This window comes from Spirosoma endbachense (assembly GCF_010233585.1).
Taxonomy (GTDB): domain Bacteria; phylum Bacteroidota; class Bacteroidia; order Cytophagales; family Spirosomataceae; genus Spirosoma; species Spirosoma endbachense.
Genome location: NZ_CP045997.1, coordinates 7,076,014 through 7,098,298 on the forward strand (window position 1 = coordinate 7,076,014; position 22,285 = coordinate 7,098,298).

The window sequence follows — 22,285 nt, forward strand, 5'->3', positions numbered from 1 at the left end:
GATAGCCCGAATTAGCTTTCATCCCGTATTAAGGAGAAGATGATTATTTTTCTTCGTACAGAATGAATAAAATGCCCTCGATAGCACAATTGGCCATAGACGGTGGCGAAAAGGCCGTTAAAACCAACTTTCCCTGGCCGATCTACGACGGGCAGGATGTGCAGGCGGTAGCCGATGTCGTGCGTAGCGGCCAATGGGGTAATCCTGATTGCGCCGGGGCTGTAGCAGAATTTGAGCAGCAGTTTGCCGAGTATTGTGGCAGTAAATACGCCATAAGTTGCGTAAACGGTTCGGTTTCTCTTCGCTTGGCGTTAATTGCCTGTGGTGTCCGTCCCGGCGATGAAGTCATTGTGCCACCCTATACATTTATCGCTACCGCTTCGGTAGTACTGGAGGTCAACTGCGTACCCGTCTTTGTCGACATCGACCCCAACACCTATAACCTCGATCCGAAAGCGCTAGAAGCCGCCATTACAGAGCGGACAAAGGTCATCATTCCGGTCCATTTTGCCGGACTGCCCTGCGATATGGACGCGATTCTGGACATAGCCAATCGACATAAGTTACGGGTAGTTGAAGATGCGGCTCATGCACACGGGGCCGAATACAAAGGTAAAAAACTGGGCGCGATTGGCGATGCGGGCAGTTTCAGCTTTCAGTCGTCTAAAAATCTGACGTCTGGCGAAGGCGGCATGGTCATCACCAACGACGATGCGCTTTATGAAACCATGAACTCCCTGCGGAATGTTGGACGGCTCCCGAGCGGCCAATGGTACGACCATTTCAATCCGGGCTGCAACTACCGCATTACCCAACTACAAGCCGTTTTACTCAGCGAACAACTCAAGCGACTTGACGAACAAACCCATATCCGAAACGAAAATGGGCTTTATTTAGACAATCTGCTGGCTGATATAGAGGGCATTACACCCCTAAGCCGGGAGCTGGTTGATATTCGCCACTCCTATCACCTCTATATTTTCAAATACAACAAAGCGAAGTTCAATCAGATGCCCAAGCAGGCGTTTGTGGCAATGCTGGCGGCTGAAGGTCTCCCCTGTTCACCGGGTTATCCGCACCCGCTTTATAAACAACCCGTTTTTCAGCAAAAAAACTGGATGTGCTACGCCATTCCCGACTCGGTCGATTATTCGCAGGTCTACTGCCCGGTTGCCGAACATGCCTGCGCCGACGAAGCCATCTGGATTTTTCAGCAGGCTATGCTGGGTACGAAGAGCGACATGGACTCCTTTGCCGAAGCCATCCGTAAAGTTCAGCATGCCATTAACAAATAGGCTGCACGACTATTCCTTTCCCTTTACCACATGAATGCGTATCGTATCCTAAACCGGCTTTGTTCGTTTCTTATCCTGATTTCGGCAGGATTTGTGCCGCTGGCAGCACAGTCGATTAATTTTCAACGGGCTGTCATGCTTGTGTCGCCCTCGATTCCGATGCCCATGCGGGAAACGGCTCCGCACTTGTTGAGCGAAGAGGTTGCCAAGCGAACAGGGATCACCTTGAAAAATGCGCCAGGCTGGCCCGCTGGAAAGTCCGTTACTATTGCTTTCGCACTGTCGAGCGACAAGGAATTACAGGGCGTTGTTGTTCCGGCGAGTACCGAAAAAGAGCGCCCTGAATTGAAGCCTGAAGGTTTCCGGGTTGTGAGTGACATCAACACAAAAGGAACCACCCTCTGGATTATCGGAGCCGACGCCCGAGGCATTTTGTTTGGAACAGGTTGGGTGCTCCGTCATCTGACTATGGACCAGAAACGGCTGGAATTAGCAGTGCCCGCCAATATCGCTACGGCCCCGGCTTATCCCATTCGAGGGCATCAGTTGGGCTATCGCACAACCGCCAATTCGTACGATGCCTGGTCTGTGGCTCAGTTTGACCAGTATTTTCGGGAATTAGCCATTTTTGGTACCAATGCTATTGAAGGAATTCCTTTTCATGAAGAGGAAAAAGCCAGTCCTCATTTCAAGATACCCGCGCCGGAAATGCGGATCAAAATGAGTGAATTATGCCAGAAATATGATCTTGATTACTGGGTCTGGACACCCGCTACATTTGCCCTTACCGACGCAGCAAAGCGACAGGCGGAGCTTGACCTGCACGAAGCTTTTTATCGGGCATGTCCCCGGCTCGACCATATCTTCGTGCCAGGCGGTGATCCGGGCGATAACCATCCTAAAGAGGTTATGCCTTTTCTGAAAGACCTGCACACGTTGCTGATAAAATACCATCCCAACGCTAAAATCTGGCTTTCTCTGCAAGGCTTCAGCGTAGAGCAGATCGACTATTTTTACCGATACCTGGCTCAGTATAAGCCCGATTGGCTGGCAGGTGTCGTGCACGGACCAGGCAGTCCGTCATTGGCCGAAACCCGCTTTCGCCTTCCGAAACAATATCAGCTCCGGCAATATCCCGACATCACCCATAATGTTCGCTGCGAATTTCCGACCGAGCGTTGGGACCAGGCTTATGCGCTGACACTGGGCCGCGAAGCGCCGAACCCCCGGCCTTATTCCTACGCGAGAGTACAGGCCGCTGCCGCCCCATTTACCGATGGCTTTGTATCGTATTCAGATGGCTGTCATGATGATGTCAATAAAGTGATCTGGAGCATGCGCGGCTGGGACCCGGACATGGATGTTCACGAGATTTTAGCCGACTATGGTCGTTTTTTCTTCGGCCCGAATCTAGCCGAAGCTACCGCCGATGGTATTGCGGCTCTGGAACAAAACTGGAATGGCCCATTGGCTGAAAATGGTGGCGTAGAGGCCACATTTGCCTACTGGAAAAAGCTGGAGATCGACAATCCCGGTCTGCATAGCAATTGGCGTTGGCAGATTTTTCTGCTCCGTGCCTATTATGATACCTATACCCGACGACGATTACTCTATGAGCAGGCTCTCGAAAAGAAAACTAATACGATATTAGCCAGTGCCGCGACAATCGGTCCTGAAACGGCCATGGCGCAGGCAATTGACATGATCGATCAAGCCGACAAAAAACCTGTTTCGCCCGAACTCAGGAGCAAAATAGAAGCTTTATGCGCCGATTTATTTGCCTCCATTGGCTTGCAGACCAGCGTGCCGAAATACAAGGCCAAGGGCTACGAACGCGGGTGTTTACTGGACTTTGTCGATTACCCGCTCAATAATCGCTGGTGGCTGACCGATGAGCTGGCAAAAATCAAATCGCTGAAAACAAAGGATGAGCAGTTGGCCCGTCTGAACGAGATCAGCACCTGGGAAAACCCCGGTAAGGGAAGTTTCTACGATGATGTCTCAAGCGTTAGCAAAGGCCCACGTGTGAAAACCTTCTCCGATGATGCCACTGATATTGCCTGGTGGAAAGACGGTTTTAGCCGCTCCCGGTTATCGTCGCAAACGTTTCAACGCAGTCCGGCACTCGACTATGAAAACCTTGATCCGGGTGCCCGGTATGTCATTCGGATTGTTGGTTTTGGTGAAGCACTTTTGCGGGTAGATGGCCGACGGCTGGAGCCTATCGTATACAATCGGGAAGCCGATACGATGAAAGAATGGATCGTTCCTTTATCGGCCACGCAGGATGGTCGCATTAGCGTTACGTTCGATCAACCGGAAGAATCACATCTGAACTGGCGCCAAAATTCACGTATATCTGACATTTGGTTACTAAAACAATAAACAAAGGGTGTATTATTGCATATGAAACGCGATGATACTCTGTGGAAAGCCATACTGGAAGATGTTTTCGATGACTTTCTGCGGTTTTTCTTTCCGAATGCCAATGAGTTATTCTTATTGGAAAATGACGATGAAACCCGCCGGATTGACTACCTCGACAAAGAATTAGAACAATTGTTTCCGCCTGAACAGGACACCTACGCACCCCGTTATGTGGATAAGCTGGTAAAAGTATTTATCCGCGAAAAAGGGCTGCCTCATGAACAATGGATACTTATTCACATTGAAATTCAGGGGTATAAAGATCCTCGCTTTGCCGAACGGATGTTCCAGTATTATTACCGTATTTTTGACAAATACCGCCAGCCCATCACAGCCTTTGCCATTTTCACGGATGGTCGCAAAGGCTACCATCCCAGCAAATATGAGCAATCCTATCTGGGTACTCAACTGAGTTATCAATACAATACCTATAAAATTCACGAACAGAGTGAAGCCGATTTATTGGCCAGTACCAATCCCTTTGCGCTGGTCATCCTGACGGTTAAAGCCGCCCTAAAAGCCAAAAACTTAACCGACGAGGAATTGCTAGAGCTTAAGCTGCGAATAGCTAAAGTATTGTTAAGCAGCCAGATATCGAAAGGCAAAATAAGAAGTCTGATGAACTTTCTTCGTTATTATGTCCGCTTGGAAAACCCGGAAACGAACCGTAAGTTTGAAAGAGAAATTGAAGCAATCACACAAAAAAATACGACAATGGGTATTGAGCAATTTCTGTTGGAGAGGGCTAAAAAAGAAGGGATTGAACAAGGGGCAGATCAGGAGAAACGAGTACTTGTGGCTCGACTTCTGGCGAAAACCAGCTTTACCAGCGAACAGATTGCTGATATTCTGGAAGTGAACGTTGCGTTTGTTGATCAGGTTAGAAAAGACACACTACCTGAATCTGGAAGCAATGATGTGGCCTAGATTATCACTACGCTGATGCCCTGACTCTTTCAATAGAGCCACTCCTAAAGTCACTTCCCGGCCAGATACCGATGGCGATACTCAAGGGGCGTACAGCCTTTTATCTGCTTGAATTGACGGGCAATATTCTTCGTGTCGTTGAGGCCCAGATCCATCGCAATCTCAAAAACAGCCTGATCTGTTTCCAGTAGTTTTTTCGAGAACTTCTCAATACGCAGATTCTGGATGTATTTGTAGATTGGGTACCCAATAACCTGCTGGAAACGCATTTCCAACGACCGTCTCGATAAGGGAACCTGCTTCACGACCTCATCGACCTGAAGGTTTTTGTCGATATTCTGGTGAATGTATTTTAACGATGATGCGATGTATTCATCGTGGGTCGCGTAGATATCGGTCGACTGGCGGGTAACGACCTGAGTGGGTTCAACAATAATGTCATAAATGTCGGTTATCTCCTTGCGAATCAGCCGATCGAGCAGTCGGGCAGCATCATAGCCACCTTTCTCGGCATCCTGGACAATACTGGAAAGTGGCGGGTCAGAGAGTTCGCAGAGCATCTCATCATTATCGACCCCCAGCACAGCCACCTCTTCGGGAATTCGAATACGCGAATGCCGGCAGGTTTCCGTGATATGCTGGCCCATCCGGTCGTCGCAGGTCAGAATGGCAATGGGTTTCGGTAACGACGACAGCCACTTACTCAGTGAACTGGGTTTATAATGCCACAGATCGCTCGAACTGTACTCTTCATGTTCAAAATAATGCACCGTGCAACCTGAACGAGATACCCGTTCGTCGAAGCCTTCGGCTCGTTCCCTTGACCAAACGATGTGTTTAAATCCATAAAAAGCGAAATGCCTGAAGCCCTTTCTCAGGAAATAATCGGCGGCCATAGCCCCCGTTTCGCGGTGAGCGCCCGTTATATTAGGAATCTCGACAAAACGCTCTTTGAAGTCCTGTGCAATAACCGGAATACCCGCCTGAACGATTTTCTCTACGCTACTATCGTTGTATAACTGCCCGATAATACCGTCGGCTTCCCAATCGCGGGCCCAGTTCAATATACCATCGACGCCCAGTGTTTCTCGATGAAAGAGGGGCATCTGACAAAACACCCAAGGGCCATATTCCCGCGCGTATTTGGATATCCCTTTCAACAGATTCCGGCTGTAGTCCTCGGAGAAATCAATCAGCAGAATGATCTTGTGCATGAGGATGAATGAGTGAGTGAATTAGTAAATGACTGAATGATTGACGCATTTATTCAGTCATTTACTAATTCACTCACTTACTTTTAGTTTAATTATCGCGTTCGTCACTAAGGGCTTTGCCCAGACACCAATGCTAAAAATATAGCCTAACGTAATGAGCATCAATAGCATGGCCCAGCGCAGACCAACCAGCTCGGCGAATCCTCCGATCATGAGCGGCACCAAAGCTCCACCCACGATTCCGGTACACAAGATACCGGAAAAAGTGCCATGATGTTGTGGTACTGAATTGAGAGCCAGCGAGAAAATAATCGACCACATGACCGAAGCAAAAAAGCCAGTACCCGGCAACGCGTAGAGCGCCAATTCTTTCGGCCCAAACAAACCCAGCAACAACGAACCAATAGCGCCCAGGGTGAACACGAGCAGAACTTTGCGGCTATCGACGAATTTTAGCAAAACCAACCCCAGCACGCAACCAACGGTCATTAACCCCCAGAAATAAGCGACCGCCGTGGCACCCGTAGTAGTCGGGTCAACGCCATGATAGAGTTGCAGGAATTTTGACATCCAGTTGGCAATACCCTGTTCGGTGCCGACATACGCAAAAATACCCGCGAAGAACAGCAATACGGTTTTGTTCTGAAGTAATTCAACCAATGTCCCGCCAACTTCTATTTTTTCATCGTCTTTAAGTGCGACCGCCGGGAATTTAATCAAAGCGACCACCATAATCATGAGCAGGGTTGTCAGGGCGAAAACCCAGTATAACGACACCCACTCAAAATGAACCGGTACCACTTGATTGAGCAGGTGAATCAGAAAGGAGGAGTCATTGGTATGAATCGTCTGAACAAAGTAGCTGTATAGAAGTGGGCTGAAAAACGAAGCAGCACCCGAAAAAAGCTGAGCAAGCACCGAATTAAACGCAAAATGTTCTTCGCCCCCGGCTACGCGCAGCAATGGATTAATGGCGACCTGCAACATGGCCATTCCAACGCCTATGGCAAACAAAGAGACCAATGCTACCGAAAACTGGGGAATCATCGCGAAGAGTAACGACCCCAGAAATGCCAATGCAAATGCGCCAATCAGCACTGATTTCTCCCGGTATTTTTCCACCAGAATCCCCGACGGTATCGATACGCCATACGCCACAAAAAAAGCGAACGGAAGAAACCCGGCCAGCCCAATGCTCAGTTGAAAACTTTCGACCAGGTCGGGGATAATTGGCCCCAGAATGTTGGTCAGAAAAGAAATAACAAAGAATATCAATAGAATCAGGCCAACAATCAGGGAGTTACGTTTCATCTGAAAAATAAAGAGCGAAAGGGTGAATCAGAACACCAGCCCCTAGTGAAAGAGCAATAGCCAGCGTTCATACCTTGGGGTGATAGGCAACCAACCAATGAATAGGTCAGTATCAGGTTTGAGAACCTGACACCACCAGCTATACCAACTGACGTACCAGAGCCGCGGCTCCCAACAAGGCAATATTTTCGTTCTGAGACTGAAATATCTTTAACCGCCGAAGGGTTACCGGATAAGCAAAGTCTGCCATACTGGCAAACATTGTCGTTCGGAAAAAAGGGTAAGCTTTGGCAATAGAACCGCCCAGAATGATCACTTCCGGATCGTAGGTATAGAGCACAACTTTAACCGCATTGCCAAAGTGTTTACCAAATTCATCCCAGAGATTCAAGGCATTAGGTTCCCCCAGAAGCGCAGCCTGACTGGCTTCAAGAGCCGTTGTGTGGTGAACCGATTCAAAAAAATCGCCAGCGGCATACGACTCAATATTTTTGTCGAGGTAAGGTAACAATCCGATTTCGCCTGCTCCGCAATTACTGCCCGTATACAGCTGATTGTCAATAACAATCCCCGAACCAAGCCCTGTGCCAATGGCCATTCCAACCGCAGACCGATAGCCCTGCGCCAGACCAAACTGGTGTTCGCCCAGAATAAAACAGTTCACGTCATTGTTCACAAAAACGGGCAGGTCAAATTCTTTTTCCAGAATATCACGCAGGGCTACTTCCTCCCACGACGGAATATTGGCCACATTGTAGACAATGCCCCGATCTATATCGACCACCGACGGCACTCCGATGCCAATACTGTTTACGGATGATTCCACGAATGGCCGGATCAGGTCGATAAGCTGCGCTAACGTAGCCGAAAGGGAGTCTTTGTCCTGCAACACCATACTCCTCTGACGAACAATTGTTCCATTATCGACCAGACCTACTCGCGCATTAGTCCCTCCTAAATCAACCCCGATAGTCATGTTGAAATGCAGTTTTTAGCAAATACTTACTTTTTTTAGGTCTTTCGCCCGGAGCCGTGTCACGGTTTTATTGAGCGAAATCGAAAACCGATAAAGGCTGCGAGACCTTATGGATTTATACCGGCAACAACGACCGACCGACTTGATCGGCCAGCCACATCAAAGCTTTTTAGTTTCACCGTACCCGACACCTTCACTGGATTTTTGTACAAAAGTGATTGAGCTGTCGGTTCGGAGCCATCTGTCGTATAGTGGATAGCAAGCCCCGGCAACTCGACGTTGGCTTTTAACGTACCGTTTTCGATCAGGGCTCCCGGAAGCGGCAACCGGTAGTTATACCCGCCATTGATACGGGCCAGGCGTGGAAGGTCTTTTTGTGCCAGTGTATTGGCAAATACATTCCAGCCCGTACTGATCGACTTTTCGCGTGCCTGCCGGTTTTCGATGGTTTCCCACGGCCGCTCGGGTGCCCAGGCACTTTCGGCAAAACCCAGTAGTTTGGGAAGGATATCGTATTCGGCCATGTCGCGCCCTTTAACGGTTTCGCTCCAGAGTTGAGACTCAACACCGCGGATGTTTTTACGCGCTTCAGGCTTCATATGCTCCAGACCCGCAAAAGTCAATGGTTTACCCATCGCCGTTTTGTAGGTGGTTTTGAACATATCGAAGGGAGCAAACGCCCAGTTATTGCGTGTATCGACGTAACCCGCCCAATAAAGCCCCGGTTCCTGAGGATCGTTGTTATAAGCCATATCGAAATAAAAGTTCGAAACGTTGCACAACACGACGGGATAACCAGCATTTGCCAGCCGATTACCCAGATCAAGATCGAACAGGTTATTCCAGACATAAGGAACGACCCCTTTTCCGACAAATTCAGGATTCATGACTAATTTCCCATCGGCGGCTTTTACCAGAACGGCCTCTTCCCAGGCATGTACTTCCAGCTTTCGTTTAGCGAGTCGTTCCCGAAGTTTACCAAAGAAATACGCCTGCAAATTTTTAGGGTCTTTGATCGATGGATTCTCCTTCAGCAGTTTGGCCGCAATGGGCGATTTGGTCCAGACTCCTTCGGGTACTTCATCGCCACCAGCGTGCATGACGTCCATCGGAAGTCCGGCCTCCTTGTATAGTCTGGTAATCTCATCCACCACTTTTTCGTAGAAATGATAGGTAGATTCCCGCCCGACGCTCACCACATTATCGGTATAGCCTTGTGCCGAAAGGTATACGGATTTATCGTCGGGATCGATGAGCCGGTATTCATTAGCTTCTTTTTCCTTGCCTTCCTTCATCAATCGTTCATAACGAGCTTCCATCGCTTTGATTGCGGCCCTGGCATGGCCCGGTAAATTCACCTCGGGAATCACCTTAATGTGTCGCTCTTTGGCATATTTCAGAATTTCGACAAAATCGGCTTTCGTATAATAGCCGCTGCCGTATTTACCATCGTCGTATGCTTTTGGGCCAGACCCATAGGCCGGGTGCAGCACCGACGTTTCTTTACCTGACGTATGCTCCCGTTGCGCTCCGACCTGGGTTAGTTCGGGCAAACCATCAATTTCGAGCCGCCAGCCTTCGTCTTCGGTCGTATAGAACAGAAACTGGTTGACTTTATAAAACGCCAGCAGGTCGAGAAGGCGCAGGATGGTTTCTTTGGTCTGGAAATTCCGGCTGACGTCCAGGTGCATACCACGAAATTCAAACCGGGGCGCATCCTCAATCTGCACGTAGTTCAGGGAAATGTCGGCGGATGGACTTAAGTAGGTTGCAGTTGGAATCAGCGCCAGCAGGCTCTGAACGCCGTAGAACACGCCAGCGGCATCGCTCCCGGTGATGGACACACCATTGCCGTCGATGCCTAACCGATACGCTTCTTTGGCAATGCCATTGACGTTGATTTTACTTGTTTTGAGGGAAATACCTTTCCCAGTCAGCGATCCGGTAGTTACAGGAAAGGCCTTGCCCGTGATGGCCTTTAGTTTCTGGCTCAGGAAACGGGCTTCGCTTTCGAGACCTTTATCGGCATAAATCGGCAGTGACGAATTCAACGCCAACGTTCCTGAACCGGTAGTCAACCTAACCGGCGACGGAATAATTTCCTGTAACTGTTCGGTTGGCAGCAACGAAACGGCCAGGTTATTTCGATAGGTAGCCGAGGGCGTTGGCAGTGGTTCCAGATCGGCGGTTCCCCGTAGCATCTGTTCTTTACGGGTAAATGGTACGATTGTATAGTTCGCCTGCGCGATCTGAACAATGTTTTCCTCCTTGCCGTCTTTGTCGTAAAAAACGACGTACAGCCCCAGGGGTGCATCGGTCACCTTGGTAACAGCCTCCGTTCCCTGGTATAGAATTTCCGTTGATGCACCCGGTTTAAGGCTAAACCCTTTGTTGGGAATCAGTTTGTACCAATCGCCATTGATGTGCTGAACCGTAGCAGGCTGGGGTGTTTTGGCGGGAAGAATAGGCCGGGGCGACATGTTGAAAAACAACGCCCAATTGGCATCCGTCAACGGCAAATCGCTCTTATTGGTGAGTGTAAAACGAGCTTCGAATCCGTCTTTTATGTCCGTAAAATTACTAACCAATTCCCAGGAAACGGCCAGTTGCAGCCCCTCGTCAATTCCCGCCTTATCTGCCTGCCGACAACCGTTTACCCAACTAACAGCGAGCAGCAACAGGACGGCATAAAAACTGGTACGCATAAATCTTCGGGTTTAATAGCCTTTATAGTACTCAAATCAGTACTAAAGATACTATTGCCGTAACATGGCTTTTTTCACTTTTTAATGATGCCGCAACCAAGCCGACTCATTTCGTTAGATGCGATGCGTGGATTTACCATCGCGGCTATGATTGTTGCCAACTTTCCGGGAAGCGAAGAGTTCGTGTATTTTACGCTGAGACACACCAAATGGAATGGCCTATCATTCACCGATTTAATTGCCCCGACTTTTCTGTTTATCGTGGGCGTGTCCATTGCACTCGCCTACGCACAGAAGCTGGACAAACGCCATCCGAAAGGCGAACTCTACCGAAAAATCGTGATCCGGTCATTGAAGATTTTCGCGGTAGGCATGTTCCTGAACCTGATGCCCGATTTTGATTTTCCGAACGTTCGCTGGACGGGTACACTTCACCGAATTGCCATTGTGTTTCTGGTCTGTGCGTTTCTTTTTCTGAATACAACCTGGAAGCAACAAGCCTGGATTGGAGTCCTCACACTGGTTGCCTATTGGTTAGCCATGACCCAGATTCCATCGCCGGATATGGGAAAAGTCGTCCTGGAGCCAGGTCAGAATCTAGCCGCCTGGTTTGATCGACAATACCTGCCCGGTCGGATGTGGCAGGGCACCTGGGACCCCGAAGGCATTCTCAGTACGTTTCCATCGATCGTAACGGGCATTATGGGTATGCTGGCCGGACGCTGGATGCTCAGTAGCGCCAGCCCAACCGAAAAAGTGTCGTATCTCATGACGGCTGGCCTGTTTACGGCGGCCGCTGGCTATTTCTGGGGACTTACTTTTCCCGTGAATGAAAACCTCTGGACGAGTTCATTTGTGCTCGTCACGTCTGGTTTTGTGGCATTGCTGCTGGGTTCGTTGTATTTCCTCGTCGATGTTCTTGGGTACACAGGCGGCACGAAACCAGGCGTCATTTTCGGTGCCAACGCTATTACGGTGTATGTACTGGCCGACATTTTCGCCCTATTTTTTTACCGATTTAAACTCGGAGATCGCTCAATAAATGAGCACGTTGTGAATGGATTAATAGCGATCGGTATGCAGCCCGAGCTCGCCAGTCTGAGTTATGCCCTGTTTTTCATTGGCATCAATTTCATTCCGGCCTATGTGCTGTATAAGCGAAAGATTTTCATAAAGCTCTGATACCAGTGTGCTGTCGGTTTCTCAAAACCGACACTGCTAGGTTTCTCAAAACCTAGCAGGTCAGGTTTATGAACATAACCTCACCCTAACCACCTAATTGAAAATGTCAATTCGATTAATCATCTGTTTCCTTTCCATCCTGACAAGTGCCGCCTATTCAGGCTCAATCGACTTATCGAAAGCACATATAGTCAACGTTGTTTCTGATAAGAAAGCCCTGCATAGAACCGTAGAGATTCTTCAGCAGGAAGTTCGGAAACGCAGCGGGATTCAGCTCATTGTTACCACAAAACTGCCTACCGATAATCAGCCGTTTATTGGTCTTGCGCTGGAAAGTGATTTACCACAATTGCCTCAGCGTTTCCGAACCCTGCTTCAGGCAATGCCCGAAAGCAAAAGCGAGGGTTTCAGGCTGGTTGCGATCGAGTCGGCGAACGCGGTGCTGATTTTAGGGCATGATGCGCGGGGCTTACTCTACGGTGTCGGGCGATTACTCCGTAAACTGACTATGCAACCGGGCAAACTGGATGTAGCCGGAAACCTGGCTATTGCCACCAGTCCCCGTTATTCCATTCGCGGGCACCAGCTTGGTTATCGGCCTAAAACCAATGCGTATGATGCGTTTTCGGTGGCTCAATTTGACCAGTACATTCGCGAACTGTCCCTGTTTGGCGCCAATAGCATCGAGATTATGCCCCCGCGTACCGACGACGATTTCACCAGTCGCCACATGAAACTTCCGGCCATAAAAATGATTGGCGAGCAGTCGCGGATTTGTGCCGAATACGGGCTGGATGTCTGGATGTGGTATCCGAATATGGGCCAGAACTATACGCATCCTGATTCCATACAGAAGGAACTGGCTGAGCGACACGAAGTTTTTGCGGCTGTGCAGAAACTGGATGCCGTTTTTGTGCCGGGTGGCGACCCCGGCGAACTGGATCCTGATGTGCTCTTTGCCTGGCTCGAAAAAGAAGCCCAGGTGCTGCACAAATACCATCCGAAAGCCAAAATCTGGGTGTCACCGCAAGTTTTCCGACCGACGCAACAGTGGTTCGATGCCTTCTACAAACACGTCAATAAAGGCTACGACTGGTTTGGTGGGGTGGTTTTCGGACCGTGGGTCAAAATGCCGGTTCAGGAGATCCGTAAACGGGTCAATCCGTCCATTCCGATTCGTCATTATCCCGATATTACGCACAACTATGCCTCCCAGTATCCGGTGCCGCACTGGGATCTGGCCTGGGCCATGACCCTTGGTCGGGAATGCATCAACCCGCGTCCGCACGACGAGAAAGCAATTCACAATGCACTCGATGAATTCGGAGTAGGCAGCATCAGCTATTCGGAAGGCACCAACGACGATGTCAATAAGTTTGTCTGGAGTGATCAGGACTGGAACCCGGAAACGCCGGTCATTGAAACATTACGTGATTATGGCCGACTTTTTATTGGGTCAACCCACACAGAATCCGTTGCGCAGGGGCTTGTCGCACTGGAGCAGAACTGGCGGGGGAATCTACTGACTAACGATGCTGTCGAACGGACACTGATGCAATGGCAGGCATTGGAAAAATCCATTCCGCCATCCATACGACAAAATCCCCGTTTTCAGATGGCCCTGATCCGGGCATATTACGATGCCTACACGCGCCGTCGGCTGCTGTACGAAACGGACCTCGAGCAACAGGCACGCAATCAGCTGGAAATAATTGAATCGGGAGGCTCTCTGGCAGCCATCCGGCAAGCGAACGCCATCCTCGAAAAAGCATGGAAAGAACCTATTCTGCCCGCTTATCGACAGCAGTGTTTTGCTTTAGCAGACTCGCTTTACAAAAGTATCGGCGCACAATTGACGATCGAACGACACGGAGCGATGTCGGGGCGGGGTAATTTTGTCGATAATATTGACATCCCGCTCAATGACTCACCCTGGCTCTTATCGCAGCTTTCGCAGATTGAAAAATTAGCGGATGAATCCGAACGAATCCAGAAAATCCGTGAGATGCTGCACCGTACTGATCCGGGGCCAGGCGGTTTCTACGATCATTTTGGTGCGCCCGAAAGCTGGCACCGCGTTGTTTCTGACGTGAGTTGGGCGACCGATCCGGGCAGTTTGCAATCAGCAAGAATTGGATTCGGCGTTGGTTTGGTGGGAGTCGAGTGGGTGGATGAAATTAAAGCTACGGGCTTCAAAGGCCAGATCACTCCACGCGCGTGGATGAAACAGGCGAAAACCCTCTATGATCAACCCTTAAAAATCGCCTATACCGAACTTGATCCCAACGCTACCTACCAGCTTCGAATTGCCTACACCGGGCGCTTCCAGTCGCGCATGAAACTCATGACCGACGATGGGTCTGTTGTCCATGATTTTATTCAAACGGGCCAGCAACCCATCTATGAATTCGACGTGCCCAAAGCGGCTCTGACCGATGGAGCCGTTACTTTCATCTGGACGTGCGGAGAGGGCGAACGCGGCTCACAGGTGACCGAAATCTGGTTAGTCAGGAAATGAGGAAAAGTAGATAATTAGACTTTCGCTTAGAAGCACGGTCCGCCCAGATGTAGCAATCAGGAGTGCTGCCTTTCCGACAAACGGTGGTACGACGAAGCTAACGAACGGTATCCCTGCGGCTTATTTCCGCCTGGATGCCCTTCAGGTTTTTTGAATATCTGGAGCCAATTACCAAAGAAAAAATTAGCAAAATAATCGGCAGAACAAAACCCCTATGTGTAGCCGAATAAACAGCAATGCCAACGACAATACCGATGATCACAGCAATTGTAATTTTTTGTGATTTCAACTTTTTCTCTTCTGACACTAACTCCTCAAGTGTCATTTTAGAGTAGTCTTTACTTGAAAACATAATACTGTCAACGTTAAGAAAATTCTGAAACTTTGGGTACGTTCCTGCCCAAAATTGGGCAAATCCGATTCTGACAAAGAAATCTCTTTTGCCGTAGAATGACAAATCATTTCTTCGCCCATCGCCTAACTTGTGGAGTCTCGTTAAACGCCAGCTCCGGCAGCCCGGCCATTTGAGACGCAGATGCATAAATGTTCTTTCTTCACAAGGAAGAGGGTATTTTGTGAGACAGTTGTATAGGCAACATCTTTGTGCCATATGGCCAACTACTCAAGGGCAAAAACCCACGGCAGTCAGTAAAAACTGCTTTTAGGTTTCGTTAACAAGCTGTTAACCAAAGCTCAGCACAAAAACGAGTAGGTTTACGGTCCGCCGTTGCGACCGTCCGCGGCTGCGGTTAAAATTCTTTGGGAGGAAAAATAATGAAATACGCACCCGTATATACTTTGTTGCTGCTATTTGTTTTTTACACTTCCTGTAAAGGACAAAACAAAACTGAACTACCAAAAGACACGATCAGGTCCGAACCCAAAGAGGTAATTACCTCCTATGGACCTAGCCATATCACGCGTACCATCAAGCAAGATCGGAAGGGCAACATTTGGATTGGAACCTTTGGCGGTGTTTTTCGATATGATGGAAAATCGTTTACCAATGTTACCAGTAAGGTGAGTTCGGCCCGTTTTTTTTCGGTTTTAGAAGATCGAAAAGGGAATTTTTGGTTTAGTACGGTTGGTGAAGGGGTTTATTACTACGATGGTAAATCCTTTCAACAGTTTACAATCAAGGATGGCCTTGCCAATAATCAGGTTATTGACATTTATGAAGATAAGACCGGGACTATTTGGTTCGGCACACAAAGTGGAGCAAGCCGTTACGATGGGAAATCCTTTCGAAATTATAGGATGAATGAAGGTCTAAATTTTACAACGGACGAAAGACTCTTCCTTGCTGACCATAATGATGTCAATTCTATTATTGAAGATAAAACCGGGAAATTCTGGTTTGCCACAAGGGGCAATGCCTGTATTTATGATGGAAAAACATTTACCATTTTAACTCATGATGGCACCCCATTTAGGAATGTTCGTACGATAATCGAAGATAAAAAAGGCAATATCTGGCTCGGTGGCAGTGATGGCCTTTGGCGCTATGACGGCAATACATTTACCAACTTCACCGAGCGTGGTGTTGCCTATGTCTACGAAGATAAAAAAGGCAACATCTGGACGAGTTCAGAAACGAATTGGGGCTGGTCACTTTTCCGTTATGATGGAACTACTTTGTCCAATAAAAATCCCACGGTAACCGAAGTAGATCCAGAATCTGACGATACGAAAGGCATGCTTTTTGGGATTTTAGAAGCGAATGATGGCAGTATTTGGTTTGGTTCAGGTGGGGTGTATCGGTATGATGGAAAGACCATTACCGACTTTAAGAAGTAAAGAGATCAACTAAAAAATGTATAGCTGTTTCTTAAAACGCCCATTCAGCAAAACACACGCCAGGATTTCATGATCAATGTCTCATTTTAGCGCTCTGGCTGAGTATATATAACGAGCTTTACAAACGTGCTACCAACGTCATACGTTTGTAAAATCCACTTGCATCAAACCAGTTGCAAGTATAAACAAGAGAAAAGCCAGTAAAATAAGAGTAGGTTAGGAACCGTGCAGGTTGCGGTGAGCGGATAATGCTATTAGCATATTTGGCTGCTATGCAATCCACTGACGACGACAGCTTGGCGGGCTACCGCTTTTGAAGAAACAGGCGAAATCGCTCCACCTCGGCCTCAAATTCGTTGTCAAAATTCAGGTCGGTTGATATGTCTTTTTTGAATCCGGGTTCAACAACCAGATTTCCCTTTTGATTCGAGATCGTAACCCACCCGATTATGTCGTCTCGCCAGAGCATCGGCATCGCATAATAACCCAGTTGCCGTTTGGCAGCAGGCGTGTAAGCCTCAAATCGGTAGGACCAATTCCAAAAATGCTCAAACCGTTTTCGATCCCAAACGAGCGGATCGAAAGGAGCCAGAAAGCGTACAGTCTCATTTTGGCTGGCCTCAATCTGATCCGAAGCAGGCCAGACATACCGAACTTGATCGACAACAGCATGAGCTAACTCGCTGGTTTCGATGAGCTGTGTAACAATGGATCGCCTTCCCTCCAGTGTTGGCGCGGCATGGGCTAAATGCTGTACCACAGCGCGGAGACTGCGATCCGACAAAGGGCCAAGAATGGATGCAATCAGTAAGACAAGCTGGCGTAAGCGTTCGTCGGGCGCTGCTGGCTCGTGCGTCCGGGCCGCCAACTCATACAAACGAATTCCATTCTCCCGCTCGGCTACCCGCAGGAAACCGTGGTAGTGCAGTGATTGCAGGGTTCGGGTAGTCGCTTTCGAGTAGCCACCCCAGTCATTGCGCTCACGTCCAGCGCCTAGATAAGCTTCCAGTTCGCGCGGATGAATTCGTTTATTGTTTGCGACAATAACAAGCACCCGTTGTTCATCAGGACTGAGCTCTCTTTCGCGTCGAGGGTGTAGCAACTGCCACGTTGACTGAGGCATAAAGCCATACGCATAGAGAAAATCTTCTTCTAAATCCAGCGCGGGATAGTGCTGTTCAAGATAGCCAGCTCTGTAGTTCTCTACGCGGTGACGCAGGATAAGATCCTGAGCCCGCGCTGGCGACCGGATCGGATCGGCCTGGACAAAGCCAAGTCGTTCAACAGCCCGGCTAAGCGAAGTAGGTTTGAAAAGCGATACCGATATGGCGTGCTGCCGTAAGTCTTTCAGCGTCGACTCCATAATCTGGCTGATGTTTTCGGATAGAGTTGTTCAGCAAAACTACCTGTTTCCAGAATAAAAGTTGATTTTAGTACAAAGCGAGGTGATATACATCGTAACTATTGGCACTGAACTGTCTACAATGGGCGATTCCAGTTGCGCATGTAAAGAAGCTATCTTCCCTATTTTATATTTTTACGATGTAATATCTATATAGGCATATAATGAGATCAAAATGAAAAGTCAGATAATTTTATATTTCCCCATAGCTTTCTTACTAGCATTCATTCATCCATCATTTGGACAGCTGTCAAATTACGACTCAAACAAATTATTCGATGTACCTGCTTTGCAGGAAGATTTTAAAGTTCTGAGGGAAGTACTTGAAAAAGCACACATTGGCCTTTATCGGTACACTGATAAAAAGACAATGGATATCTTCCTCGATAGTAGCTTTAATCAACTAAATCATCCTATGACAGAAATTGATTTTTATAAAATTGTCAATCGAGTGATGACGACTATTCGTGATGAGCATACATTTGCCTTGCCGTCAAGTGATTATTGGAAAAATGAAATAGGACAGACTATTTATTCAGGATCGCCAGTTCCATCAAAAGCCAAGTTATTTCCGTTCTTTATTAAAATCGTCAATAATCGGCTATTTGTCGACAATAATTTAAGCGATGATAGTTCGATTCCAGACGGAACAGAAATTTTATCGATTAATGATAGAACAGGTTTGCAAATAATAAAAACACTTTTGCCTACTATTCATACGAATGGGTTTATCGATAGTTTCAGGTATAGAAATCTTGAACAGTTTTCACTTCAGCAGACCTACAACCGTTTCATGGTTCATTATGCTATTTTTATTGGCCGTCCAGACACATTTAATCTTATCATTCAAAAACCGAATAGTTCACTAAAGCAGGAGGTTAAAATTTCAGCGCTTACCTCTCAGAAAATTTACAATTACTATTGGAGGAGATATTCATCAATTAATGATCGTAAAAAAAGAAATGAGAATCCACTAGAATTCAAGTTACTGGACTTAAATACAGCCTATTTTCGCCTATCTAGTTTCCATACCGGGATCTGGGGAAAATATAATTTAAGCTATTCGACAGAATACCGAAATAACTTCAAATACATAAAAGACAATAACATTCAAAACCTTATTATTGACCTTCGGGGAAATGAAGGCGGTAATTTGGCGATTGGCATGGAGTTGCTTCAATACCTATTTAGTGGTCCATATAGGCCTTACGACTATCATGAATGTTTAAATTATAGGTTTCCTGATTTCAAGAAATACCTGCGAGATTCAACAGGAATGACCCAATTTTCCGATTCTTTATTTATCAGAACAACACAAAATACGTTCAGAAGTAATCCTCAGGCTAAATCAGAAACATGGTCGAGGCCTATGCAGCCAAGCGCTACACCCTATACCAACAAAGTATATGTGCTTCTCAATGGAGCAACAGGTTCAGCAGCCTCTATTTTCGCAACCCTTATTCGAGTAAACAGGAAAGATGCCGTTTTTATTGGCGAGGAAAGCGGTGGTGATATGGCAGGCCCTATTTCAGGTGCAGGAATGGATATTTTTCTTCCTAATACCAAAATTAGAGCAGATATTCCTTTTATAAGAAGAGTCGTAAACCTTAATGGATTTTCCCATACAACCGGCAGAGGAATCATTCCGGATTATCCAATTGTGTCCACTCAGGAAGACTTAGCAAAAAAAGAGGATACTGAGCTAAACTTTGCAATAAGGTTAATTAAAGCAGGAAAAAAATAAATTGATAAACAGCACCTTTTTTATCAAACTTTAAGCTGATGAAGGTACTGTTTATCAACTTTTACCGATCAGTAATCTTGGAAATCAATCGATAATTTATGTTGCCAGGAACTAAAAAATTTATGTGCTCTGGTTTCAAAGTCGCATCGGGCAAGCTTACAACTAAGCCTGTTTTCCGAAAATCTTAAAAGAATAAACTGGCGTCATAAATCGATTTGCTTAAACCCGCAGGAATGTCTTCTTCTTATACAGAAAATAGAGAAACACCCACTTGACGGCTAAAAAAGCTAAAACACCGCCAACGGCCCGGACAACTTCAGAGGAAGACAGTTTGAGTAATCCACCAAAGAAAAAGTGAGCGGCATATTCGAAGTCAATGAACTCACCAGCCAGATAAATCAGGATGGAATTCATACCGATAATGGTAAAGAAAAACGTCCACCCTTTTCTGTCTTTTACGTCGATAATCCAATAAAATACAGCCAGTAAGGTCAGGCTCAGGCCACCGGTAACCAGCATAAACGAACTGGTCCAGAGGTTTTTGTTGATGGGGAAATTGAAATTCCAAAGCCAGCCGAGCAGAACAAAAAGCGCTCCTGCACCAAGCAGTTGCACTGCTTTCTGATTACCCGTTTTGCCCGGAGTACGCAGGAATGTACCGGCAAAAATGCCAAGCAGTGCATTGCCGATTGCCGGAATCGTAGAAAACAACCCCTCCGGATCATGGATCGTTTTGTACAAATGGCCGGGTACTACCTGACGATCGATGTAACTGGCAAGATTGCATTCCATCGTTAACACACCCGCTCCGCAACCCGGCACCGGTATCAGCATCATTGCGGCCCAGTAACCCAACAGGATTCCCGCAAACCAGATGTATTGCGTGCGCGGTCGGGCATACAGGTAGATCAACTGGGCAAACATCCCTGCCAGCCCAATACGCCCCAGAACGCTTGGAAAACGGGTATCAACAAAGGCTTTTACGAATAGACCATTGTTGTAAATGACACCGAGCACAACCAGAATAAGCCCCCGGCTGATAACCTTGCGGGCAATCTGTGCTTTATCAGCACCCTTATCCAGCCGCGATCCTATCGAAAAAGGAGTTGAAACGCCCGCCATAAATACAAACAGCGGAAAAATCAGGTCATAAGCCCGAAAGCCATTCCAGTCGGGGTGGGTAAACTGGTCGGCAAGGAGAACAGCCCACGCCCATCCGGTGGTTTTGGCCAGTGCATGAAAGACTTCTTCACCGCCCATAATCCAGAACATATCGAAACCTCGTAGTGTATCGAGCGAGAGAAGCCGCTTAACGGGCGCGGGCTGGGCAATGGCTGGTTCTGGTAAATTTGAGGTACTTGTTTGCATAGAGTTGGGCAAAAAAAGTAGGAGAGCTTGGCAAATTAATCTTTTTTTGCCTGTTTACGGGCCTTGTATTCCTGAAAACGGTTTCGATATTCATCCATTTCCTGAGGTTTAAACCGTTTCTGATACTCCGCCGGTAATTCGAGTCGTTCGGGGGATAGCGCAGGTGCCTGATCGACGAGCGTATTCTGGCCTTTATTGCTTTTGATTAACGCAAACGAATCGTATTTCTCGCCCGTTACGGTATAGGATTGATATGATAACTTATCGCCGTCAATCGAGATGGTTTGATACAGTTGTGTGTTTGACCCCGCCCGATCCATCCAGTTCTGTAGACCGATATCATACATTTTAGGGCCACTCACCGATACCACATAAATAGGCCCATCGGGATGTTTACGGCTCTTTCCCAACGGCATGTTTAAACCACGACCATAGGTATGATCATGCCCTTGCAACACCAGATCGACACCGTATTTTTTGTAGATCGGCTCCATCTTCACGCGCCATTCGTCGTTATCGCGACCCTGTTTCGTCGAATAGATCGGATGATGGTGAACAACCACCGTCCAGCGATTGGGGTTATTGCTCAACACCTGCACGAGCCAGTCAGCCTGCGTAGTTAGTATGATTGAATCGAGCAACGCAGCCTGTGAATTTAACGAAACAAAGCGTGTGCCCTGATAATCAAAAAAGTAAGCGGTTTCCTCCAATCCTTTGGGCCCATTTTCGGGCAGTACAAACGAGGGACGCCAATGTCTCGATACACGTGATTTCCCCTGTTCATCCTTAAAATATTCGTGATTGCCCGGCGTCGCCAGTGTTGGCACCATCCCATTGATCCAGCCGCCCGCTTCGAACCATTCGGCCCATTGCCAGTCGGCGTTGGATGTAGTGATCAAATCGCCCGCATGAATCATCAGATTTACGGTTGGCAACGTTGAATAAGCTCCGCGAATGGCTCGCGACCAAAGCGACCGAATATCGTTCTGGGCATCGCCGAAATACAGAAACGAAAACGGGGCCGAACGGTCCTGCGCTGTTTTAAACTGAAACCACTCGCTCCAATATGTACCGTTGCCAACGCAATAACTGTATTTAGTGTCTGGTTTCAGATTGTTAAAATGAACGGAATGATAGAGCACTGATTTCCCATTGAGCACAACCCGTTCCGTTATGGCCGGAACAAGGGTAGCCTTGCTGACAAAATCGGGCGATGGGTCGGCTTCGGCAATCGCTCCCACAGCGTTACTAACGGTCGAGTCGGTACGCCAGTTGACCGATTGCGACGTAGCCGGATTTCCCTGCCAACCCAGAATAAGCCGGTCAGGATAGACTGTAGGCAGATAATCTTTGTGAATTTGTGCCCAGGATGAAGCAACGGTCAATACAAGGAGAAAAGTCAGAAAATTACGTATCATG

General features: G+C 47.6%; 15 protein-coding genes. 7 read left to right on the top strand and 8 right to left on the bottom strand.

Annotated features, from left to right (window positions below; genetic code table 11):
- Positions 1-71: 71 nt before the first annotated feature.
- The 3 genes from GJR95_RS28860 to GJR95_RS28870 are packed head-to-tail and all read left to right on the top strand — an operon-like array spanning position 72 to position 4,649.
- Positions 72-1,295 carry a DegT/DnrJ/EryC1/StrS family aminotransferase gene (locus tag GJR95_RS28860; protein WP_162391897.1) on the top strand — a complete coding sequence of 408 codons (1,224 nt, stop codon included), beginning with the start codon at positions 72-74 and terminating at the stop codon, positions 1,293-1,295.
- A gap of 30 nt (positions 1,296-1,325) precedes the next feature.
- Complete coding sequence (locus GJR95_RS28865) at positions 1,326-3,680, top strand: hypothetical protein (protein ID WP_162389159.1); 2,355 nt, start codon at positions 1,326-1,328, stop codon at positions 3,678-3,680.
- A gap of 21 nt (positions 3,681-3,701) precedes the next feature.
- The gene (locus GJR95_RS28870) at positions 3,702-4,649 is read left to right on the top strand and encodes an RpnC/YadD family protein (protein WP_162389160.1); all 948 of its coding nucleotides are present in this window, start codon (positions 3,702-3,704) and stop codon (positions 4,647-4,649) included.
- 50 nt (positions 4,650-4,699) lie between these two features.
- On the opposite strand, the gene GJR95_RS28875 is transcribed toward GJR95_RS28870, so the two are convergent.
- The 4 genes from GJR95_RS28875 to GJR95_RS28890 form a co-directional block, all read right to left on the bottom strand.
- On the bottom strand, positions 4,700-5,863 hold the full coding sequence (locus GJR95_RS28875) for an AraC family transcriptional regulator (RefSeq protein ID WP_162389161.1): 1,164 nt from the start codon (positions 5,861-5,863) through the stop codon (positions 4,700-4,702).
- A gap of 69 nt (positions 5,864-5,932) precedes the next feature.
- Complete coding sequence (locus GJR95_RS28880; protein ID WP_162389162.1) at positions 5,933-7,174, bottom strand: MFS transporter; 1,242 nt, start codon at positions 7,172-7,174, stop codon at positions 5,933-5,935.
- 139 nt (positions 7,175-7,313) lie between these two features.
- The gene (locus GJR95_RS28885; protein ID WP_162389163.1) at positions 7,314-8,150 is read right to left on the bottom strand and encodes an ROK family protein; all 837 of its coding nucleotides are present in this window, start codon (positions 8,148-8,150) and stop codon (positions 7,314-7,316) included.
- 107 nt (positions 8,151-8,257) lie between these two features.
- Complete coding sequence (locus GJR95_RS28890) at positions 8,258-10,855, bottom strand: family 20 glycosylhydrolase (protein ID WP_162389164.1); 2,598 nt, start codon at positions 10,853-10,855, stop codon at positions 8,258-8,260.
- Between the two features lie 84 nt (positions 10,856-10,939).
- Between GJR95_RS28890 and GJR95_RS28895 the strand changes: the two genes are divergently transcribed.
- Together GJR95_RS28895 and GJR95_RS28900 are read left to right on the top strand one after the other, a co-directional pair.
- Positions 10,940-12,037, top strand: coding sequence for an acyltransferase family protein (locus GJR95_RS28895; protein ID WP_162389165.1), 1,098 nt, complete (start codon positions 10,940-10,942; stop codon positions 12,035-12,037).
- A gap of 103 nt (positions 12,038-12,140) precedes the next feature.
- Complete coding sequence (locus GJR95_RS28900; protein ID WP_162389166.1) at positions 12,141-14,555, top strand: hypothetical protein; 2,415 nt, start codon at positions 12,141-12,143, stop codon at positions 14,553-14,555.
- 97 nt (positions 14,556-14,652) lie between these two features.
- Here the strand turns inward: GJR95_RS28900 and GJR95_RS42310 are convergent, their stop codons facing one another.
- A complete protein-coding gene (locus tag GJR95_RS42310) occupies positions 14,653-15,096 on the bottom strand; it encodes a hypothetical protein (protein ID WP_232540889.1) in 444 nt (147 codons plus the stop codon).
- Positions 15,097-15,329: 233 nt separating this feature from the next.
- Here GJR95_RS42310 and GJR95_RS28910 point away from each other — a divergent pair, with 233 nt between their 5' ends.
- A complete protein-coding gene (locus tag GJR95_RS28910; RefSeq protein WP_162389167.1) occupies positions 15,330-16,352 on the top strand; it encodes a ligand-binding sensor domain-containing protein in 1,023 nt (340 codons plus the stop codon).
- A gap of 304 nt (positions 16,353-16,656) precedes the next feature.
- Here GJR95_RS28910 and GJR95_RS28915 read toward each other — a convergent pair whose 3' ends face one another.
- Positions 16,657-17,715, bottom strand: coding sequence for a DNA glycosylase AlkZ-like family protein (locus GJR95_RS28915; protein WP_162389168.1), 1,059 nt, complete (start codon positions 17,713-17,715; stop codon positions 16,657-16,659).
- Between the two features lie 214 nt (positions 17,716-17,929).
- Here GJR95_RS28915 and GJR95_RS28920 point away from each other — a divergent pair, with 214 nt between their 5' ends.
- Entirely contained in the window at positions 17,930-19,498 is a 1,569-nt protein-coding gene (locus GJR95_RS28920) for a S41 family peptidase (RefSeq protein ID WP_162389169.1), read from the top strand.
- Positions 19,499-19,717: 219 nt separating this feature from the next.
- Here GJR95_RS28920 and GJR95_RS28925 read toward each other — a convergent pair whose 3' ends face one another.
- Together GJR95_RS28925 and GJR95_RS28930 are read right to left on the bottom strand one after the other, a co-directional pair.
- Positions 19,718-20,866 (bottom strand): acyltransferase family protein, encoded by a 1,149-nt coding sequence (locus GJR95_RS28925; protein WP_162389170.1) that lies wholly within the window; start codon positions 20,864-20,866, stop codon positions 19,718-19,720.
- Between the two features lie 35 nt (positions 20,867-20,901).
- Entirely contained in the window at positions 20,902-22,284 is a 1,383-nt protein-coding gene (locus tag GJR95_RS28930) for a purple acid phosphatase family protein (RefSeq protein WP_162389171.1), read from the bottom strand.
- Between the last annotated feature and the right edge of the window lies 1 nt (position 22,285).

Excerpts from the sequence above, each read along its gene's own strand:
- GJR95_RS28860 (WP_162391897.1), top strand. The coding sequence starts at position 72 with ATGCCCTCGATAGCACAATTGGCCATAGACGGTGGCGAAAAGGCCGTT.
- GJR95_RS28865 (WP_162389159.1), top strand. The coding sequence starts at position 1,326 with ATGAATGCGTATCGTATCCTAAACCGGCTTTGTTCGTTTCTTATCCTG.
- GJR95_RS28870 (WP_162389160.1), top strand. The coding sequence starts at position 3,702 with ATGAAACGCGATGATACTCTGTGGAAAGCCATACTGGAAGATGTTTTC.
- GJR95_RS28875 (WP_162389161.1), bottom strand. The coding sequence starts at position 5,863 with ATGCACAAGATCATTCTGCTGATTGATTTCTCCGAGGACTACAGCCGG.
- GJR95_RS28880 (WP_162389162.1), bottom strand. The coding sequence starts at position 7,174 with ATGAAACGTAACTCCCTGATTGTTGGCCTGATTCTATTGATATTCTTT.
- GJR95_RS28885 (WP_162389163.1), bottom strand. The coding sequence starts at position 8,150 with ATGACTATCGGGGTTGATTTAGGAGGGACTAATGCGCGAGTAGGTCTG.
- GJR95_RS28890 (WP_162389164.1), bottom strand. The coding sequence starts at position 10,855 with ATGCGTACCAGTTTTTATGCCGTCCTGTTGCTGCTCGCTGTTAGTTGG.
- GJR95_RS28895 (WP_162389165.1), top strand. The coding sequence starts at position 10,940 with ATGATGCCGCAACCAAGCCGACTCATTTCGTTAGATGCGATGCGTGGA.
- GJR95_RS28900 (WP_162389166.1), top strand. The coding sequence starts at position 12,141 with ATGTCAATTCGATTAATCATCTGTTTCCTTTCCATCCTGACAAGTGCC.
- GJR95_RS42310 (WP_232540889.1), bottom strand. The coding sequence starts at position 15,096 with ATGCATCTGCGTCTCAAATGGCCGGGCTGCCGGAGCTGGCGTTTAACG.
- GJR95_RS28910 (WP_162389167.1), top strand. The coding sequence starts at position 15,330 with ATGAAATACGCACCCGTATATACTTTGTTGCTGCTATTTGTTTTTTAC.
- GJR95_RS28915 (WP_162389168.1), bottom strand. The coding sequence starts at position 17,715 with ATGGAGTCGACGCTGAAAGACTTACGGCAGCACGCCATATCGGTATCG.
- GJR95_RS28920 (WP_162389169.1), top strand. The coding sequence starts at position 17,930 with ATGAAAAGTCAGATAATTTTATATTTCCCCATAGCTTTCTTACTAGCA.
- GJR95_RS28925 (WP_162389170.1), bottom strand. The coding sequence starts at position 20,866 with ATGCAAACAAGTACCTCAAATTTACCAGAACCAGCCATTGCCCAGCCC.
- GJR95_RS28930 (WP_162389171.1), bottom strand. The coding sequence starts at position 22,284 with ATGATACGTAATTTTCTGACTTTTCTCCTTGTATTGACCGTTGCTTCA.